At 35.3% G+C, this 16517-nt stretch carries 17 protein-coding genes; 5 read left to right on the top strand and 12 right to left on the bottom strand.

Annotated features, from left to right (window positions below; translation table 11 throughout):
• Nucleotides 1-7: 7 nt before the first annotated feature.
• The 9 genes from YN1551_RS06185 to YN1551_RS06145 are packed head-to-tail and all read right to left on the bottom strand — an operon-like array spanning nucleotide 8 to nucleotide 6996.
• Nucleotides 8-295 (bottom strand): 30S ribosomal protein S26e, encoded by a 288-nt coding sequence (locus YN1551_RS06185; RefSeq protein ID WP_009991083.1) that lies wholly within the window; start codon nucleotides 293-295, stop codon nucleotides 8-10.
• A 34-nt stretch (nucleotides 296-329) separates the two neighbouring features.
• On the bottom strand, nucleotides 330-1775 hold the full coding sequence (proS, locus tag YN1551_RS06180) for a proline--tRNA ligase (RefSeq protein ID WP_012713818.1): 1446 nt from the start codon (nucleotides 1773-1775) through the stop codon (nucleotides 330-332).
• Nucleotides 1776-1819: 44 nt separating this feature from the next.
• Nucleotides 1820-2128: an ATP synthase subunit c family protein gene (locus YN1551_RS06175; protein ID WP_012716222.1), complete on the bottom strand. Its 309-nt coding sequence runs from the start codon at nucleotides 2126-2128 to the stop codon at nucleotides 1820-1822.
• A gap of 20 nt (nucleotides 2129-2148) precedes the next feature.
• Nucleotides 2149-2307: an ATPase gene (locus YN1551_RS06170; protein ID WP_012711556.1), complete on the bottom strand. Its 159-nt coding sequence runs from the start codon at nucleotides 2305-2307 to the stop codon at nucleotides 2149-2151.
• On the bottom strand, nucleotides 2294-2935 hold the full coding sequence (locus YN1551_RS06165; RefSeq protein ID WP_012717393.1) for a V-type ATP synthase subunit D: 642 nt from the start codon (nucleotides 2933-2935) through the stop codon (nucleotides 2294-2296). Before YN1551_RS06165 ends, YN1551_RS06170 begins: the two co-directional genes overlap by 14 nt.
• Nucleotides 2932-4323, bottom strand: coding sequence for an ATP synthase subunit B (locus YN1551_RS06160; RefSeq protein ID WP_012711558.1), 1392 nt, complete (start codon nucleotides 4321-4323; stop codon nucleotides 2932-2934). The genes YN1551_RS06165 and YN1551_RS06160 overlap by 4 nt, the downstream gene beginning before the upstream one ends.
• A complete protein-coding gene (locus tag YN1551_RS06155; RefSeq protein ID WP_012717392.1) occupies nucleotides 4323-6101 on the bottom strand; it encodes an ATP synthase subunit A in 1779 nt (592 codons plus the stop codon). The genes YN1551_RS06160 and YN1551_RS06155 overlap by 1 nt, the downstream gene beginning before the upstream one ends.
• A gap of 2 nt (nucleotides 6102-6103) precedes the next feature.
• The gene (locus tag YN1551_RS06150) at nucleotides 6104-6688 is read right to left on the bottom strand and encodes a V-type ATP synthase subunit E (protein WP_012717391.1); all 585 of its coding nucleotides are present in this window, start codon (nucleotides 6686-6688) and stop codon (nucleotides 6104-6106) included.
• Between the two features lie 5 nt (nucleotides 6689-6693).
• Nucleotides 6694-6996: a V-type ATP synthase subunit F gene (locus YN1551_RS06145; RefSeq protein ID WP_012711561.1), complete on the bottom strand. Its 303-nt coding sequence runs from the start codon at nucleotides 6994-6996 to the stop codon at nucleotides 6694-6696.
• A gap of 74 nt (nucleotides 6997-7070) precedes the next feature.
• Here YN1551_RS06145 and YN1551_RS06140 point away from each other — a divergent pair, with 74 nt between their 5' ends.
• Complete coding sequence (locus YN1551_RS06140; protein ID WP_012717390.1) at nucleotides 7071-9176, top strand: V-type ATP synthase subunit I; 2106 nt, start codon at nucleotides 7071-7073, stop codon at nucleotides 9174-9176.
• On the opposite strand, the gene metG is transcribed toward YN1551_RS06140, so the two are convergent.
• Nucleotides 9165-10922, bottom strand: a complete 1758-nt coding sequence (gene metG, locus YN1551_RS06135) for a methionine--tRNA ligase (protein ID WP_012952946.1) — start codon at nucleotides 10920-10922, stop codon at nucleotides 9165-9167. The two genes, YN1551_RS06140 and metG, sit on opposite strands and share 12 nt — an antisense overlap.
• Nucleotides 10923-10947: 25 nt before the next feature.
• Here metG and priL point away from each other — a divergent pair, with 25 nt between their 5' ends.
• Nucleotides 10948-11871 (top strand): DNA primase regulatory subunit PriL, encoded by a 924-nt coding sequence (gene priL / locus YN1551_RS06130; RefSeq protein WP_012713823.1) that lies wholly within the window; start codon nucleotides 10948-10950, stop codon nucleotides 11869-11871.
• Here priL and pgsA read toward each other — a convergent pair.
• Complete coding sequence (pgsA, locus tag YN1551_RS06125) at nucleotides 11850-12437, bottom strand: archaetidylinositol phosphate synthase (RefSeq protein ID WP_012713824.1); 588 nt, start codon at nucleotides 12435-12437, stop codon at nucleotides 11850-11852. The genes priL and pgsA overlap by 22 nt on opposite strands.
• Nucleotides 12438-12471: 34 nt before the next feature.
• Here pgsA and YN1551_RS06120 point away from each other — a divergent pair, with 34 nt between their 5' ends.
• From YN1551_RS06120 to YN1551_RS06110, 3 genes are read left to right on the top strand one after another with little or no spacing between them, the layout of a single operon-like run.
• Nucleotides 12472-12783 carry a hypothetical protein gene (locus YN1551_RS06120; RefSeq protein WP_012711566.1) on the top strand — a complete coding sequence of 104 codons (312 nt, stop codon included), beginning with the start codon at nucleotides 12472-12474 and terminating at the stop codon, nucleotides 12781-12783.
• A 27-nt stretch (nucleotides 12784-12810) separates the two neighbouring features.
• Entirely contained in the window at nucleotides 12811-13296 is a 486-nt protein-coding gene (locus YN1551_RS06115; protein ID WP_012711567.1) for a protein-lysine N-methyltransferase, read from the top strand.
• Nucleotides 13293-13727 (top strand): DUF2286 domain-containing protein, encoded by a 435-nt coding sequence (locus YN1551_RS06110; RefSeq protein ID WP_012711568.1) that lies wholly within the window; start codon nucleotides 13293-13295, stop codon nucleotides 13725-13727. Before YN1551_RS06115 ends, YN1551_RS06110 begins: the two co-directional genes overlap by 4 nt.
• Nucleotides 13728-13807: 80 nt before the next feature.
• On the opposite strand, the gene YN1551_RS06105 is transcribed toward YN1551_RS06110, so the two are convergent.
• Complete coding sequence (locus YN1551_RS06105) at nucleotides 13808-16459, bottom strand: DNA-directed DNA polymerase I (RefSeq protein WP_012713825.1); 2652 nt, start codon at nucleotides 16457-16459, stop codon at nucleotides 13808-13810.
• Nucleotides 16460-16517: the final 58 nt, after the last annotated feature.

Genomic DNA, 16517 nt, shown 5'->3' with positions numbered 1-16517 from the left:
TAAAAGACTATCTTAAACGGGCTTTCTGTTTTCTCTCATTTTCTGCCCTTATTTTAATAATTCCCAGAAATACTGCACAATTCACACAATAGCACTTAGTTACAGGATATCTAGCAATTATTGCACCCTTCTTTTCTAACTCAGATGCTAGAGAAGCGTCTACTGGGCTGTACATTTTTGTTACACATACTGCCTTATCCTCTGGTACTCTAGCGCCACATTGATCACAGCTTATATAACCAACATGTCCCTTATCTCCTTTTCTTCTTCCTCTGTTCTCTCTCTTCTTTGGCAATTTTACACCCTATTTAATTCACAGTATTTAATCTCTAATAAGTTTTTGCAACCCTTAGAACTGTTTTTGCGTTCATTTTACAAATTACACACTTGTCATTAACTTTTCTATCCTCTATTGGATAACCTAGTACTCTTGCATTGGTAAGTTCCTCAATTTTTAGCCCACACTCCTTACTTCCGCACCAAGGAACATCTACAATACCTGAGTTATTTTCCAGAATGTTTTTAGCTTTTTCAATATCATTAGCGTATTCAATTCTAGATTTTAGACTCTCCCAAGCTCTTTTTCTTAAGTCCTCTTGTATTTCATTTAGAACTTCCTTAACTTTATTGACGACTTCCTCTTTCTTCACTGTATATGACTTAAGATTATCTCTTCTCTTTATAAATACTGTACTAGAGGCGAGTTCTCTAGGGCCTATTTCTAATCTAATAGGAACTCCTTTAATTTCCCAAATATAGAACTTCTCTCCAGGCGTTTTTTCGGTGTCTTGATCAGTTACACAAGTTATATTATTCTTGTTCAACATTTCACAGATCTCTATTGAGTACTTCATTACTTGTTGGGTTCCCTCTTCATTTTTTGCAGGAATTGGTACTACTACTACTTTAATTGGAGCTACTGAAGGAGGTAAAATTGGTCCGTGATCATCTCCGTGTATTGCAATTACTGAGGCTATTGCCCTGTCTGAAATACCATAGCTTGTTTGATGTGGATAATCCAAACTACCATCTTTTTTCTGAATCTTAAAATCTAATGCCCTACTAAAGTTTTGACCTAAGTGGTGTACTGTTCCTATTTGCATTACTTTACCATCTGGCATAATTGTATCAAAAGCGTAAGTGTGTAAGGCACCTGCAAACCTATCCCACTCTGGTCTTTCAGAAAGGACGTAAGGGATTGCGAGGTTATTAAAAATCTTCTTATAAATTTCTATTGCTTCTTCTACTTGTCTCTGTGCGTCATCATACGTTTCATGAACCGTGTGGGCTTCTTTAAAAGTTGTAATCTCTCTTAGCCTTATCATTGGTCTTGTAGCCTTAGTCTCATATCTAAAGACGCTAACAATTTGGTAATATTTCTTAGGCAATTGTTTGTAACTTTTCAACCATAAGTTTTCCATCGTAGTTATTGCAACTTCACTAGTTGGTCTTAGCGCGAGTTTAACGTCTAAATCCTCGCTTCCTCCTTTAGTTACCCAGAATACTTCTTCTTCAAATCCTTTAATATGTGTGCTTTCTCTTCTTAGTAAATCTTCTGGGATTAAAAGTGGAAATAATACCTCCTCATGACCAGTAGAGTCCAGAAGATTTCTAATAATACTAATTATATTTTGTCTTAACTTAAATCCATATGGCATCCATACTCCCATACCCTTTACTGGATATCTTCCATAATCGTAAAACTCTCCTTCTCTTAAGACCCAGTCAAACCACTCACTAAAGTTTTTCGACCACTTATCTCTAGTTATCTGCACAAAAAGGAAAAAACATAAGGAGATAAAAAACTTTAACCTTTATTTTAGAACTTACCGAACAGCATTAGCACAGCGAACAAGATTCCGTACACTGCTATTCCTTCGCCAATAGCTACGAAAATTAGAACTGTACCGAACATATCTCTTCTTTCTGTTAGCACACCTACTCCAGCCGCCGCAGCCATACCTACTGCTATTCCAGCACCTATTGCAGCCAATCCTACTGCTAATCCAGCACCTATGTTAATGCCAGCAAATCCTTGAGCAGTATCTGATGGTGCTTGTGCCCCTGCTATTACACCGCTTATTAATATTGGTAATAGAACGGATAGGATCAAACTTGCTTTCTTCATAGTTAAGTCCCAGAAAACTATTATGATAATTCCTTTAAAACCTTTCTTTTTACTTCATCTAACTGATTAAGCCTATTTTTTAACAGTTTTTCATATTCTGCATTTACATTCTTTAAAATTTCACTTTTCTTCTCCTCAAGGGAGCTTCTTAAAATTTGTAAATATTTATCCTGATCCACTTTCCCTCCTCCTCTGTAATATTCTTCTTATAATTTTAAGTCTTGAGAATTCTTCCCTCTGTCTATCTTCTAAAATCTGCTTAATGAATTTAATAGATCCTCTATAAAATGGTAATATATAATTGTCTATCGAGTTAATAAGTCTTTGAGTTTTTCTTAACTCAGAAACTAATGATCTTATCGTTGACTCTAATTCAACTAATTCAATAATCTTGTTAAAGGCTTCAGTCATCTCTTCATAAGACTCAGATAAATAGGGTGATGTTTCAACATCGCTGAAAGGCTTTGAGGGAATTGTGGATTTGTCTAATTTTATCGTCGGAACCTTTACTCCAAAAATTACTTTTATCGAACTACTAACCTCTAGGCTAGGTTTTTGTGAAAGAGCTATTTCCTCTATGTTAGAAATTCCTTCTGATGCTACTGCTTGTAAATAGCTTTCATATACTTTCTTCATCTCCTCATTAACTTCATTGTAAATTTTTTCGTATTCAGAAGCATAAGTTCTTAAGTAGAGAAGCAAGACTTCTCTCTTATTTTCCAATAATCTCTTTATAACTGTAATAAGTCTTAGTTGTCTTCTAAATTGTATCAAATTTATCTTAGTTGGTAAAACTTTTTGACTCATTTCTTACCCCTATAGTTTGGATGATATTTCTTTATGTACTGCGTCTTTATGTTTGTTAACTCGGATTCTGGTAAAACTGATAGAATCTCCCAACCAATATCCAATGTGGTTTCTATATCTCTATTTTCGTTAAATCCTTGACTAACGAACTTCCTCTCGAAAAGTTCACCAAATAGTAAATATTTCCTATCCACCTCAGACAATGAATCCTCGCCTATTATTGCAGCTAGTCCTCTAGTATCTACCGCCCTTGCATATGAGGCAAATAGCTGATTTGAGACATCCTTATGATCGTCCCTAGTTTTTCCTTCTCCAATTCCATCTTTCGCTAGTCTTGATAGACTCATTAAAACGTTAATAGGTGGATAAATACCCTTGTTATATAAAGCTCTATCAAGAACTATTTGTCCTTCGGTTATATAACCTGTTAAGTCTGGAATTGGATGCGTTATATCATCGTTAGGCATAGTCAATATGGGCATTTGCGTGATTGAGCCCTTCTTTCCTAGCACCTTTCCTGCTCTCTCATAGATAGTAGCTAAATCAGTATACATATAACCGGGATATCCACCTCTACCTGGTACTTCCTCTCTTGCAGCGCTAATTTCCCTTAAAGCTTCACAGTAATTTGTCATATCAATTAATATTGCTAAGACGTGCATATCTTGCTCGAAAGCTAAGTACTCCGCCAACGTCAATGCAGTCTTTGGCGTTAACGTTTTCATTACTGGTGGTTCATTCGCTAAACTTACTATCATCGCAACTCTATTAATAGCGCCAGTCTCCTCAAAGAACTTACGGAAGAATAATGCGTCATCGTATCTAGCTCCAATTGCGGCAAAGACTACTGCGAAGTTACTTTCCTCTCCCCTTACAGTTGCCTGTTTAGCTATCTGTGCGGCTAACATATTTGCTGGTAATCCACTGCCGCTAAATATTGGCAATTTTTGCCCTCTCAATAACGCGTTTAATCCATCTATTGCCGATATTCCAGTTTGTATAAACTCTTCTGGATATTCTCTTGCTGCGGGATTTAGAGGTGATCCGTTTATATCTCTCTTTTCTCCTTTAATCACTGGTGGTCCATTGTCCAATGAATCACCTAATGGGTTGAATATACGTCCTAGCATTTCCTCTGAGATCTTCACCTCTAAGCCTCTTCCTAACATCCTTATCTTAGTACCTGTGGGCGAAACGCCAGTTGTTCCTTCAAAAACTTGTACTATTGCTATACCCATTTGGGAGTCTATAACTAATCCTCTTCGTTTTTCACCATTCGGCATCTCAATTTCCACTAGCTCGTTATATGACGCATCTGTTACTCCTTGAACATATATTAGAGGGCCTTTAATCATCGATATGTTCGAAAATTCCCTTACGCTTAACATTAAGTACCAGCCTCCTTTTCCAAATTCTCAAAGACGCTAATTAATTTTCTCTCTAACTCATCATACTTATTTAATTCATCATTTTTGATTGCTGCTTTCGATCTGATAATTTCTGGTAAGAGTTGTCCCATACTATCTACTATTTTCTTTGTAGGAATTCCTCTTTCAACTAATCTAGAAGCATGTGTGTTGAATAAGTAAATTAATCTCATTACTCTAGCTTGTTTCTGTGGAGATGAGAATGCATCTATATCATCATAGGCGTTTTGCTTTAAGAAAGCCTCTTTGATCAACCTTGCTGTCTCGAGTACTAATTTATCCTTTTCTGCTAGAGATTCTGGTCCTACTAATCTTACTATCTGTCTTAACTCATCTTCTCTAATTAATGTTCTTACCATCATGTCCCTCATTTCTCTCCATTTCGGATCCACGTTTGTATTCCACCAATTGGCAACTAAGTCAACATATGCTGAGAATCCTTGAAGCCAGTTAATTGCAGGGTAGTGTCTGGCCTGTGCTAATGATACATCTAAAGGCCAAAATACTTTTACGAATCTCAGTGTTTGACTCGTAACTGGTTCTGTGAAATCTCCGCCAGGTGGAGAAACTGCAGAGGCAACTGTAACTGAACCAAACCTTTCTGGTTTTCCTACTGTTTTGACTCTTCCAGCTCTCTCATAATATTCCGCAAGTCTTGAGGGTAAATAACTTGGGAACCCCTCTTCTGCTGGCATTTCCTCCATTCTTCCTCCTAAATCTCTTAGAGCTTCAGCCCACCTTGAAGTTGAATCTGCAACTAGCAATGTATCGTACCCTTGATCTCTGAAATACTCCGCCATAGTTATACCTACATATATGCTTGCTTCCCTAGCCGCTACTGGCATATTGCTTGTATTAGCAACTAATATTGTTCTTTCTAGCAATGGTCTACCAGTCCAAGGATCCTTAAGACTTGGGAATTGTCTTAACTCATCTGTCATCTCGTTTCCTCTCTCTCCACATCCTACATAAATCACTATTTTTGCAGCACTCCACTTAGCCAAACTCTGCAATGTAACCGTTTTTCCACTTCCGAAAGGTCCAGGTATCGCTGCTGTACCTCCTTTGGCTATTGGGAATATCGTATCCAGTACTCTGGTTCCAGTTAACAGTGGCTCAGTTGGCTCTAACTTCTCTCTGAATGGTCTAGGAATTCTAACTGGCCATCTTTGCATTAACCTTATTGGTACCTCATCGCCATTCATGTCAACAACTGCTATGGGATCTTCAACTGTATAATCTCCCTCTGCAACGATTTCCTTTAGGGTGCCGTGAACATAAGGAGGAACTAAAATTCTGTGCTCTACTAGTGGAGTTTCGTTTACAATTCCTATTATATCTCCACCTTCAATCTTATCTCCTTTTTTAACTTTGGGTATAAAGTGCCATTTAGTTTTTCTGTCAACTGATGGAACTTTTATACCTCTAGCTATGAAAGGAGATTTTGTAAGTTCTTTGATTGAATCTAATGGTCTTTGTAACCCATCAAATATTTTTCCTATTAAGCCCGGACCCAGCTCTATTGATAACGGTGCGCCTGTCCTATATACAGGCTCATTTGGTTTTATTCCGCTGGTATCTTCATAAACTTGTATGAATGCTCTATCTCCTTCTATTCTAGTAATCTCTCCTATTAATCTAGGTTCTCCAACTTCTACTACTTCATACATCTGTGCATTTTTCATATTATCTGCTACAACTAACGGACCATTTATCCTAACAATTCTTCCATTGTTCATTTTTACTTACCTCCAAACAACATGTCTGAAATCTTTCCCCTCATACTATCAAAAACTTGGTCTAAGATAAGCTTTAATGAAAAATCTCTTGTTAATCCGCTTCCTTCATAATATATTCTTATTCCACCAAGCATTTTGTCATCAGTCTTGATGGTTACGTTTTTATTATTGCCTACAACTTTTTCTACTGTCGATTTATCATTTGGAGAACAGTATACTGTAATTTTCTCTCCTTCTATCTCTTTGATCTCTTTATTTAGTATACTCTGTATTGCATCCTTGTACTCTTTAGTTTTAACTACTTCTCCAATTTTTTCCAAGACTCTTTCATAAACCTTATTTATCCAGTACTCCTTCTCAACTAATAATGTTCGCTTATTCTCTACCTCTAATCTAGCTTTTTCTCCTTCAATTTCTTCCTTAGTTTTAGTAATTAATTCATTTATCCTTTGCGTATACTCTTGTATTATCTTAGTATGACCTTCATTGAGTAGCTTTATGGCTTCATCTAAACTTTTACTTAATTCCGTTTTTATTTCTTCCCTAACTTTGTTTAGAGATTTATCTAATAACTGTTCAAAATCCATTTATCTCACCCGAAACCTAACGCTTTCATTATCATCTTCCTTACGTCTAATGGCTTGGATTCACTAAACGGAGAAGGAATAATTGTTATTAAAGGTTTTCTTTGATCTGCAATGATTGGATCAATTTTTTCCTTTATAGGCTCATACATGTCTTTAGTTATCAATATTAGATCTATATCCTCTCTTTTCTTTAATTTAGAAATGAGATCGGGTAAGTTGTAAGGGTCATCTATGAAATCCCCTTCAGTTCCAACCATTCTAAAGAGAGAAACCGTGTATTTGTCTCCCACAACAAACACTTTACCCATTGCGAATTAATTCTAAATAACAGAGATTAAATACTTATAAGTGACCTACTAATACATATCCCGAGGTAATTAAAGTGCTATTACCAGAGAATATGGTCAGATTACAAATAATTTCTGATAAGTCCGCTGTAGACCCTATTGTAACTAAACTTCTAAAGCTTGGTATGTTTCAACCAGAGGATCCCCTTTATCCATTAAGTAATGAGAGAATAGAAGATGCTAGAAGACTAATTACTGCAGTCCAAGATCACGTAAGCAAATTAAAAATAATCATGGAGTTAGGAGGATTAGTAATAGAGCCATTAGGAAGCATAAAAGTAGTTAACTGGATTAAGGCTGCACAAGATGTCAGTGAAGAAGCGTCGAAATTAGAAGAAAGATACAAGGAACTATTGGAGGAAATAGGTAGGCTAAGGGCAGAAAAGGATCTGTATCAGCAACAGTTAAAAGAGCTGGAACCGATTAAATCAATAACAGTAGAGTTATCCAAATTATACTCCTTAGAGTTATTTGACGTAATATTAGCTCAAGTTAGCGAGGATAAGTTAAGGCTTATCAGTCAAATAATAGGTAATTCCGGTTTCGCATATTACACGAGATTCGAAGAAGGAAAATATACTGTGCTGATTATTACTGAGAAGAATGCAGATATAGAAAAGAAATTAAAAGAGACTGGAGTCAGGAGATATGAGCTGCAAGAAGGAAAGTCTCCCTTTCAGCTCTATAATGAGATTTCAGAGAGAATAAACCAGATAAATACTATTTTGGAAAGAACAAGAGAAGAATTGGCAAAGAAAGTAAAGACTGAGGAGAATTATATTAAAAATGTATACGGTAAATTGCTTACAGTTCGAGACGCGTTAAATATCATGAATAAAGCTAGAATCTCTGAGTATTATTTACAAATAGAAGGTTATCTTCCTGAAAAATATGTTAAAAGAGTACAAAATGAAATGAAGGATCTTGCACATGTGGATTATATAAGACCTAGGAGATATGGTGAAAAGGACGAACCACCAACACTAGTCGAATTACCAAAGTCAATAAAGGTTTTAGAATCCTTAGTAGAAATATATGGTTCACCGTCCTATTGGGAAATCTCGCCAATAGTCTTTCTTGTTTTCACTTTCCCGATATTATTTGGACTAATGTTCCCTGATTTTGGAAACGCTTTAGTTCTATTGTTATTCTCAATATGGTTCTATAGATATGGAAAGAAAAGAGGTAGTGAGAATATTCCTAAATTATCTATTATTCTAATATACTCGAGTATAGTTGCAATGATAACGGGTCTGTTAGCAAGAGATTTCTTTGGTCCATTGCCAGTAGGTGGATTAAGGGAGATATTAAATAATGGGAACTATAGTGCTGGGCCTCTTTACAACTTATGGCCAATTCCAGCAAGCGTATCTGAAGCGATAAAGTTCCTCTTACCCTTTGGTGAGTATAGTACTAGTGTTAGTATAGAAAATACCATGATATTCTCAGTATTACTGGGTGCTATCGCGCTATTTGTAAGCTCCTTACTAGGTATTATAGATGCTATCAGAAAGAAGGATTCGGAATTCTTATTTTTAGAAAAACTTCCACTATTCTTACTATACGTTGTTCCAATATTCATCTTCATGTACGGTATAACAGATCCAGCCAATTTCTTTATAGTTGATCAAAGGATACTGGGCCAAATACTTAACGCTGTTCTTATGAAATCCCTTAGCGAAAATACAATAGGTTATGGAATAGTTTGGTGGACGTCATTTGCACTATTATATAACTGGGTTGCTCATGCAATTTTAGTTAAAAGGCATGATAATGCGACATGGGGTTCTGCGATTGCCATGGGTTTCATAGAAGGTGGATTTGAAGGAGCATTACTATTACTGTCCAATACCATTTCATTTATAAGAGTGTTAGTTTTCGCTTTATCGCACTATTATATACTGTACGCATTCTCCTATATGGCCTATCTAGTTGCACCATCCACAACTACCATAGGAGTCCTACTAAATCCCATAGCAATAGTTATACTGATTATAGGAAACTTGTTAGCAATAGGTTTAGAAGGGTTGGTAGTATTCATACAAGATTTAAGGCTTCATTTCTACGAGATGTTCAGTAAGTTCTATGAAGGTAGAGGAAGAAAATTCGAGCCAGTTATGGCTTATGTCTCACTTGAGTAAGGTAGGTCTCATTTTTTCTATATCCTTTCTTATTTTTTCTAGCTTGTCTTTAATCTTAGACTCAAATTCTGGTTCAAGTTTCTTGAAAAGTACTTTAACTTTCCCTATCTTGTGGCCATAGTTAATTGATAACTTTGAAGCAATATCCCATTTCTCATTCTCTATATTTCCCATATTTAACATATCATATATTTCTTGAGCATGTGAGGGCATTAGCGGATATAATAAAATCGCTATCGTTTTCACTGAATTAACACCTATGTAAAGAGTGTTGTTCAATTCTACCTCTTTTCCCGCCTTATATAGATCCCAGGGAGCCTTCAAATTTAAGTACGCGTTACATTCCCTAACGAATCTCAACATTTCCTCAGTTCCAGCCTTTAATTTACCTTTCTCAAATAGATCTCCGACAATTTTTGGAATCTCGTTAATTAGGCTGATGATTTTCTTATCATTATCATCAAGAGCGTCACTCCTAAACTCTGGTACAATCCCGTTATAATACCTATTTAACATACTAAGTATTCTGTTTACGTAATTTCCAATATCATCATTAAGTTCGGTATTTACTATTCTAACAGTTTCTCTCCAGGTGAAGTTAGTATCTTTCTCTTCCGGCCTTAATCTAATTAGGACAAATCTCCAGTATTCAACGTCCATTAGCTCTGGTGCTTCGTCAATCCATACTCCTATTTTTCTACTTTTACTGAATTTTTGCCCCTCATATAACAAATATTCCGTAGCTGCTATCACATCTGGCAAGTGATATTCTTCACCCGAAGCCATGAGCATAGCTGGAAGGATTACAACGTGGAATGGGATATTATCTTTTCCTATGAAATAATAACTTTTTATATCGTTGCTAAACCAGTACTCTTTCCACTTTTCTACTTCACCCTTCTTTTCAAAATATTCAATTACAGCTGATATATAGCCCAAAAGAGCCTCAAACCATACATAAATTGATTTATCCTCAGCTCCTATAAAGGGTGCTGGTATACCCCATTTATTATCCCTTGTGATACTTCTAGGCTTCAATCCTTCGCTAACCCATCCTAACGCAACCGACTTAACATTATCTGGCATTTCATTAGAGCTACTAATCCAACTTCTTATCTTTTCATTAAATTCTGATAAATCAAAGAACCAGTGTTTACTCTTCTTAAATATGGGTGCTTTTCCACAGATGCTACATTTTGGATTTACAAGTAAACTTGGAGTTAGTAATTTACCGCAATTGTCACACTGATCGCCTCTAGCGTCCTCAAAACCACAGTAAGGACACGTTCCTTTAACAAACCTATCAGGTAGATATAATTTGTCATATTCACAAAATGGTATCTCATCTTCAGATACTTTGACATATTTAGTAAGTTTTAGTAAAAATTCTCTTACGAACTTCTTATGTGTCTCACTCTCAGTTCTGGTGTAGTTATCAAAACTTATCTTCCAGACGTTAAGAAAGAGATGCTTATCGTATTCATGGGCCTGATCAGTAAGCTCCTTTGGATTTACCTTTCTCTTTATAGCTTCAATCTCTATTGGAGTTCCATGCTCATCGCTTCCACTTACAAATAGCACGTTTTCTTTACCATATTTTAGCCTTGCATATCTGGCAAAGACGTCTGCTGATAGTATTGAACCTATTAAGTTCCCTAAATGTGGTACTGAATTTACATATGGCCATGCAGATGTAACAAGTACTTTCATTATATTTTGTGTTAAGAGCAAGTCTTTATTAAACATAACTAAACATACTATAAGTAAGGAAATGGTATTAGACGTTAAGAAGTATCCTTTTATTAAAAGTCTTGAAGACGAACTTAAGAAATATGGAGGGGGAATTACATTATCGGATTTACTATTAAATAGCACTACACTCATAGACCAGGCTAAAGATAGGATACAAAAAGTTAAATCTGGTGAGGAACTTCCACATTACGTCTCCTATAATGAACCGGTACTCGTTTTTTACACAACATTACTTTCTCTAGCAATATTAAATGATCTTAGGCTTATTAGAAAATATGCACACATTGAAGCTAAACAATTCAAATCCTTACTTCAAAATGAGAATGAGGAGAATTTACTTGAAATCACTAAGTTATTAGATCTGAAGATAAATAAATGTGATCAGATAAAATTTTCTTTGGAGAAAAAGAGACGGATAGTACAAAAGGAGTTTTGTGTTAATTTTATAGACTATCTGAAGTATACAAAAGGTCTTAGGGAGGATTGGAAGCTGAGTAAACAAGTCTTATATAAGGGATATGTATATTTGGATAAAAATCAACTAACAGATCTGATAGCTGAAAATATTAAGAATAAAATAGTTGAAATGATAAGACCACTGAATCTTAAAGAAATACCAGAAAAATTAAAGAGCTTAATAGAAAAGAAAGGAGTAGTTCCTCCATGTATAGAAAACATTTTAGGGAAGGAAAAGTTAAGCGAAGAGGAGATAAGGACTTTAATTACATTTTATATTAACGTAGGTAAGGGATTAGGTAGCATAATAGCAATTATGAAAAAATGGAACGTTACAAACATCGAGGACTTATACAAGAAATATAGAGGAGATATGGAGACGAGGTATATCGTTTATTCATGTGCTAGGATGAAGCAATTAGGTTTGTGCGTAAGTAATTGTAACGTTAAAAATCCCTTGCAGCTCTACTTCCTTAGTAAAGAATAGACAGCGTGAAACCTCTGGATCACTGTGATCGCAGTGAGTAACATGAATAGATAAAATACATATAAGGAGATCTGTTTACTAACTATTAGATAAAGTAAGAGAATTATAAATACAAATATTATTCTTTCGCCTCTCTCTATTATTCCTCTACCCTCCATTTTTAACCCAAGTGATTCAGCCTTAGCTCTAATATATGAAATTGTCAGTGATAATCCGACAGTTATCGCAACAAGATACGAGGTAAATCCCAAGAATATGAAAGCAGAGATGTAAAGAATATCCTCTATTCTGTCTAATGTGGAATCTAAGAAACTCCCTAGGGGAGATGCAGTATTTGATACTCTTGCTACTTCTCCATCTATTCCGTCCATTATTGCTGAAATTACCAAAAATACTATTCCTAATGCAGTATTAGTTCTCATGATTTCAAAGTAGTATATGATTGCAAATATTAATCCTAGTAACGTAATAACATTTGCGCCTACCCCAAATTTGGCTAATGTTTTCGCTAACGGTTCTATTATTCTTTTTATTTGCCTCCTTATTCTGGTTAACATGGTAACCACTACTATTTTAAACCCTTTTAACTAGTGATACGGGATGACAGCTAAAAAATTGATTCTGGTAACCTCTGAATCCCACCCCTTACACAAAGTATTTATGGAAACTTTGGATGAGCTCTCAAAGGAACTAAACTTAGAAAAAGAAGTTAAAACGGAAGATTACGCATTTCTAGCGGATTATGGCGAAAAGGACGAATTCGATATGCCATTTCTTCCCCAATTATTAGTCCAAACAGACGATGGGAAAATAATCCCCATACTAACTAAGATGCCATTCGATGCTAGCCTAAAGCCGGATAAGAAAGCAGGAAAAGAAGAGGCTATTAAAAAAATTAAAAACCTAGAATGAGATAGGATTATTTTGAAGTGAGAAGTTTTGAGTTACGTACCGCATGTTCCTTATGTACCAACGCCAGAAAAAGTTGTAAGAAGAATGCTAGAAATAGCTAAAGTCTCTCAAGACGATATAGTATATGATTTAGGATGTGGAGATGGAAGGATAATAATAACAGCAGCAAAAGATTTTAACGTAAAGAAGGCTGTAGGTGTAGAAATTAACGATGAGAGAATAAGGGAGGCATTAGCTAACATTGAGAAAAATGGTGTAACGGGAAGAGCTTCAATAGTAAAAGGTAATTTCTTCGAGGTCGATATTTCGGAGGCTACTGTAGTTACAATGTTCCTTTTAACAAATGTTAATGAGATGCTAAAACCAAAGCTCGAGAAAGAGCTTAAACCCGGAACTAGAGTGGTTTCCCACGAATTTGAAATAAGGGGTTGGAATCCAAAGGAAGTAATAAAAGTTGAAGATGGAAATATGAACCATACAGTGTATCTCTATGTAATTGGTGAACATAAATGAAAATTTTGATAGTAAAAAGTGAGAATGGAAAGGTGACATCGGAAAAGATAACTGAAGGGGAAATTAGTAAAGTATTACGAGATGTTGCTAAAGAGGCATTGGAAGAATGGAATGAACTAGCTTCAGATTTTATAATTATGCGTGATAATCAAGAAGTAAGATTACCCCTTCCGTTAAAACCTGACGTTTATGAAGCAATAAAGACTTTTCTTATTGGTAAGGATAAAAAAGAAGCCATTGCAAAAATTCCAGTGTACATAATAAGCTATGAGAATGAATGGAAAGAAAGCGATTTTCAAGATAAGAAGATCTATGTTGTGTCATTTTATATTAATGACGAAATAACGAAAGGTGTATTAAACGATGCAGCTCAAATGACTAGTGAGCAGAAACAAGAACTAGAAGAAGAGGAAGATTTAGAGGAAGAATAAAAAAATGAGTTAAAATTTTCTAACCCTTCCTACCTTAAAGGGTTAAAGAAGGGCATTATCGTAAAAACCTTCTAGGTTTGTTAATTATTCCCTTTTCCTCCTGTGAATGAAAAGAACGAATCTATCGACATTGTAGCTGCTATTTCATCCCAAGATACTCCAAATGCTTTTAGGATTTGTTCAAATGTACTTCTTAAAGCTTCTAAATATTTCTCCACATCTATTTCAGTAACTTTAGCTAGTTGCACTGGTTTTACTCCATCTTTTGATCTAACCTTAACATAATATATCACATCCCTGGGTAGGACGTTAACTCCAAAAGGTCTAAGTTGTAGAGCTGCTTTTACATGTTGGGGAGTGTTCTTTTTATACGCATCTAAAGGCTTGGATAACATCACCTTAAATGCTAATTCATCTAAATTGTATCCCTTATTCTTTAGCTTTTCATATGATCCTTTAATTACGTCTACTATTTTCCCTTTAATCTCCTTTACATCATTTGGCGAGTTTATTGAAACCATTAGCTCCTTTACATCATTAAATACCTTTTTTACGAATTCTGGCGTATTTCTCTTCTTCACTAACATCCCCTTTATGTCGACCTTCCCATCTGGATATACTCCAAAGTAATTCTTCTTCAGTCCAGAAAACGCAACAAACTTATAGGTTTTATCAACTTCCAAATCTAAATTGAAATTAGTCTTAACCCATTTTATAATATTCTCTAGACTATCCTTAGGAGGATTAAGGAGAAATAACGAATCAGTATCACCATATAGTACAGTTAAACCTTCTTCCCTAGCTTTCTTCACAGTGCTGGTAATCACATATCTGCCTAACGCAGTAACACTCTCTGCTACGGCTGGTGCATATAACGGAAATGTCTCAGCCCCAAATACACCATAAGTAGCGTTTATAAAGACTTTCATTGCTCTCTGTACCACATCATAGAGTAGTTTCTGTTCCTCAGTATTATTAGGGTTCTTCGCTTTCTTTTTGTATATTTTTACTCTGAAGTCTCTTAGTAACCCAGTTATTACTGCAGTTATACCTGGTCTATCCATACAAACTATATGTAGTACCTCACCGGTTTCATCTTTTACTTCATAAGGTTTCTTGCATTGTTGTATGTCTACAGTCTCATAACTAAGATTCCATGTTCTAATTATTGATGGATATAGTGAGGCAAAATCTAAAACGGTTATGTTAAAGAATATTCCAGCTGGAGGGTCTATAACTACTGCGCCTTTATAACCCTTCCCTTTTATTAGTGCAGCGGTTCTAATGTTTGAGGATTTTGCTAATATTTCTTCTTTAAGGGGAATTAGCCAATTTCTTTTTCTATGTTCCCAATAGTATAAATTTTTTACCCATGTAGAGATTTCTGTTCTCGTTAATTCCTCTATTCCTAGTCTGGAAATCCTTGAAAATAGTATGATTAGCTTCATAGTTAGGTCGTTATTAAATGTTGTAAGCTGAAGTGTTATCTCAGCGTCCCTAAAGTTATATTCTATCAATTTTTCTACATCCAAGAAAGATATTAGCGTATCCACCTTAACTTTTGATATACCCAATAAGGCCTTCGCTACAGCATCCAAATTATATTCATTATACTTACCCTCAAACGCATAATTTCTTACTGCCTTGTTAAAGAAGAATTTATATAAATCTATATGAAGACCGGCTAAGTACTTACCTTCATCCTTACTGGCAACGTCTATGGGGATTTCTTCTGGGAAATAGCCTAACTTTAACGCCCTAAAGTAGATATAGGGTAAATCGAAATCATCTCCATTGAATGTAAGAACTACTGGGTATTCTAGCAATATGTCAAAAAATCTCTCTAATAATTCATACTCTGTATTGAATCTCTCAACTGATATTCCTTCTAGTTTTACATTTCCTTCATTAACATCGTTTCTATTTAATACAAGAACCTTTCTTAACCCATCACTTCCTGCTAACGCAATACTTATAATTGGAAACTCTGCTTTCTGAGAATCTGGAATCCTACCCTTAACTGGTGTATACACCTCAATATCTATGGCAATCCTCTTTATTTTAGGTATTTCAGTTTCGAATATGGGAAGCCAATCAACTGCCATTTGTCTAGTCATCTCATCTGAATCAGCAAAGGCTTTCTTAATCTCCTCAACGTCCTTTTCGTCCAAAGACAAAGAAATACTTTCTAACTTTCCGTTCTTAACAATATAAGGCATACCTGGAATTAGACCTATGTCATACATATAATTATTGAAATATTTTATGTGAGCCTCATATGCTTTTGGAACATCGTTCCTTAATCTTCTTACCGCTAAGGGATCTCTAACAACAATTTTAGTCAATTTAAATTTATTCCAAGTATATGGGTCTGTCTTAGTCACAGTCTCTATATGATCAAATGATGGATCTCTAACTATTTTTGGTACTTTACCTACTTTATCTGGTTCAAGATCTACTAGAAAGTATGGCTTATGCCCAGTATTATCATATAAGGCATAGATTTTTTGAGTTTCTTTATCGAATAATTTACATACAGCCTTACCTTTCTTACCATCATAATCTACTTGCAATAGGAAATATATCTTATTTTCTTGAGCCTCTTTAAGCCATTCCCTTCTAGTTATTCTTTTTTCCTCAACGGGAGGGCTAGGTTGCGATTGTTGAGTATTTTGTTCACTCTTGGCGGGTTTAGATGAAGGAATATCAAATAAGGTAAGTTGCTTACTCATTTTCTAACATATATAATTTTCTGAGAAATACGCTATAAGTTTTAATGCGGAAGGCCGA

The organism is Sulfolobus islandicus Y.N.15.51 (assembly GCF_000022485.1).
In the GTDB taxonomy this organism is placed as follows: Archaea; Thermoproteota; Thermoprotei_A; order Sulfolobales; family Sulfolobaceae; genus Saccharolobus; species Saccharolobus islandicus.
This window is presented reverse-complemented; position numbering and strand designations above follow the sequence as displayed.

Excerpts from the sequence above, each read along its gene's own strand:
- YN1551_RS06175 (WP_012716222.1), bottom strand. The coding sequence starts at position 2,128 with ATGAAGAAAGCAAGTTTGATCCTATCCGTTCTATTACCAATATTAATA.
- YN1551_RS06165 (WP_012717393.1), bottom strand. The coding sequence starts at position 2,935 with ATGAGTCAAAAAGTTTTACCAACTAAGATAAATTTGATACAATTTAGA.
- YN1551_RS06160 (WP_012711558.1), bottom strand. The coding sequence starts at position 4,323 with ATGTTAAGCGTAAGGGAATTTTCGAACATATCGATGATTAAAGGCCCT.
- YN1551_RS06155 (WP_012717392.1), bottom strand. The coding sequence starts at position 6,101 with ATGAACAATGGAAGAATTGTTAGGATAAATGGTCCGTTAGTTGTAGCA.
- YN1551_RS06150 (WP_012717391.1), bottom strand. The coding sequence starts at position 6,688 with ATGGATTTTGAACAGTTATTAGATAAATCTCTAAACAAAGTTAGGGAA.
- YN1551_RS06145 (WP_012711561.1), bottom strand. The coding sequence starts at position 6,996 with ATGGGTAAAGTGTTTGTTGTGGGAGACAAATACACGGTTTCTCTCTTT.
- metG (WP_012952946.1), bottom strand. The coding sequence starts at position 10,922 with ATGTTTAATAAAGACTTGCTCTTAACACAAAATATAATGAAAGTACTT.
- priL (WP_012713823.1), top strand. The coding sequence starts at position 10,948 with ATGGTATTAGACGTTAAGAAGTATCCTTTTATTAAAAGTCTTGAAGAC.
- YN1551_RS06120 (WP_012711566.1), top strand. The coding sequence starts at position 12,472 with ATGACAGCTAAAAAATTGATTCTGGTAACCTCTGAATCCCACCCCTTA.
- YN1551_RS06110 (WP_012711568.1), top strand. The coding sequence starts at position 13,293 with ATGAAAATTTTGATAGTAAAAAGTGAGAATGGAAAGGTGACATCGGAA.
- YN1551_RS06105 (WP_012713825.1), bottom strand. The coding sequence starts at position 16,459 with ATGAGTAAGCAACTTACCTTATTTGATATTCCTTCATCTAAACCCGCC.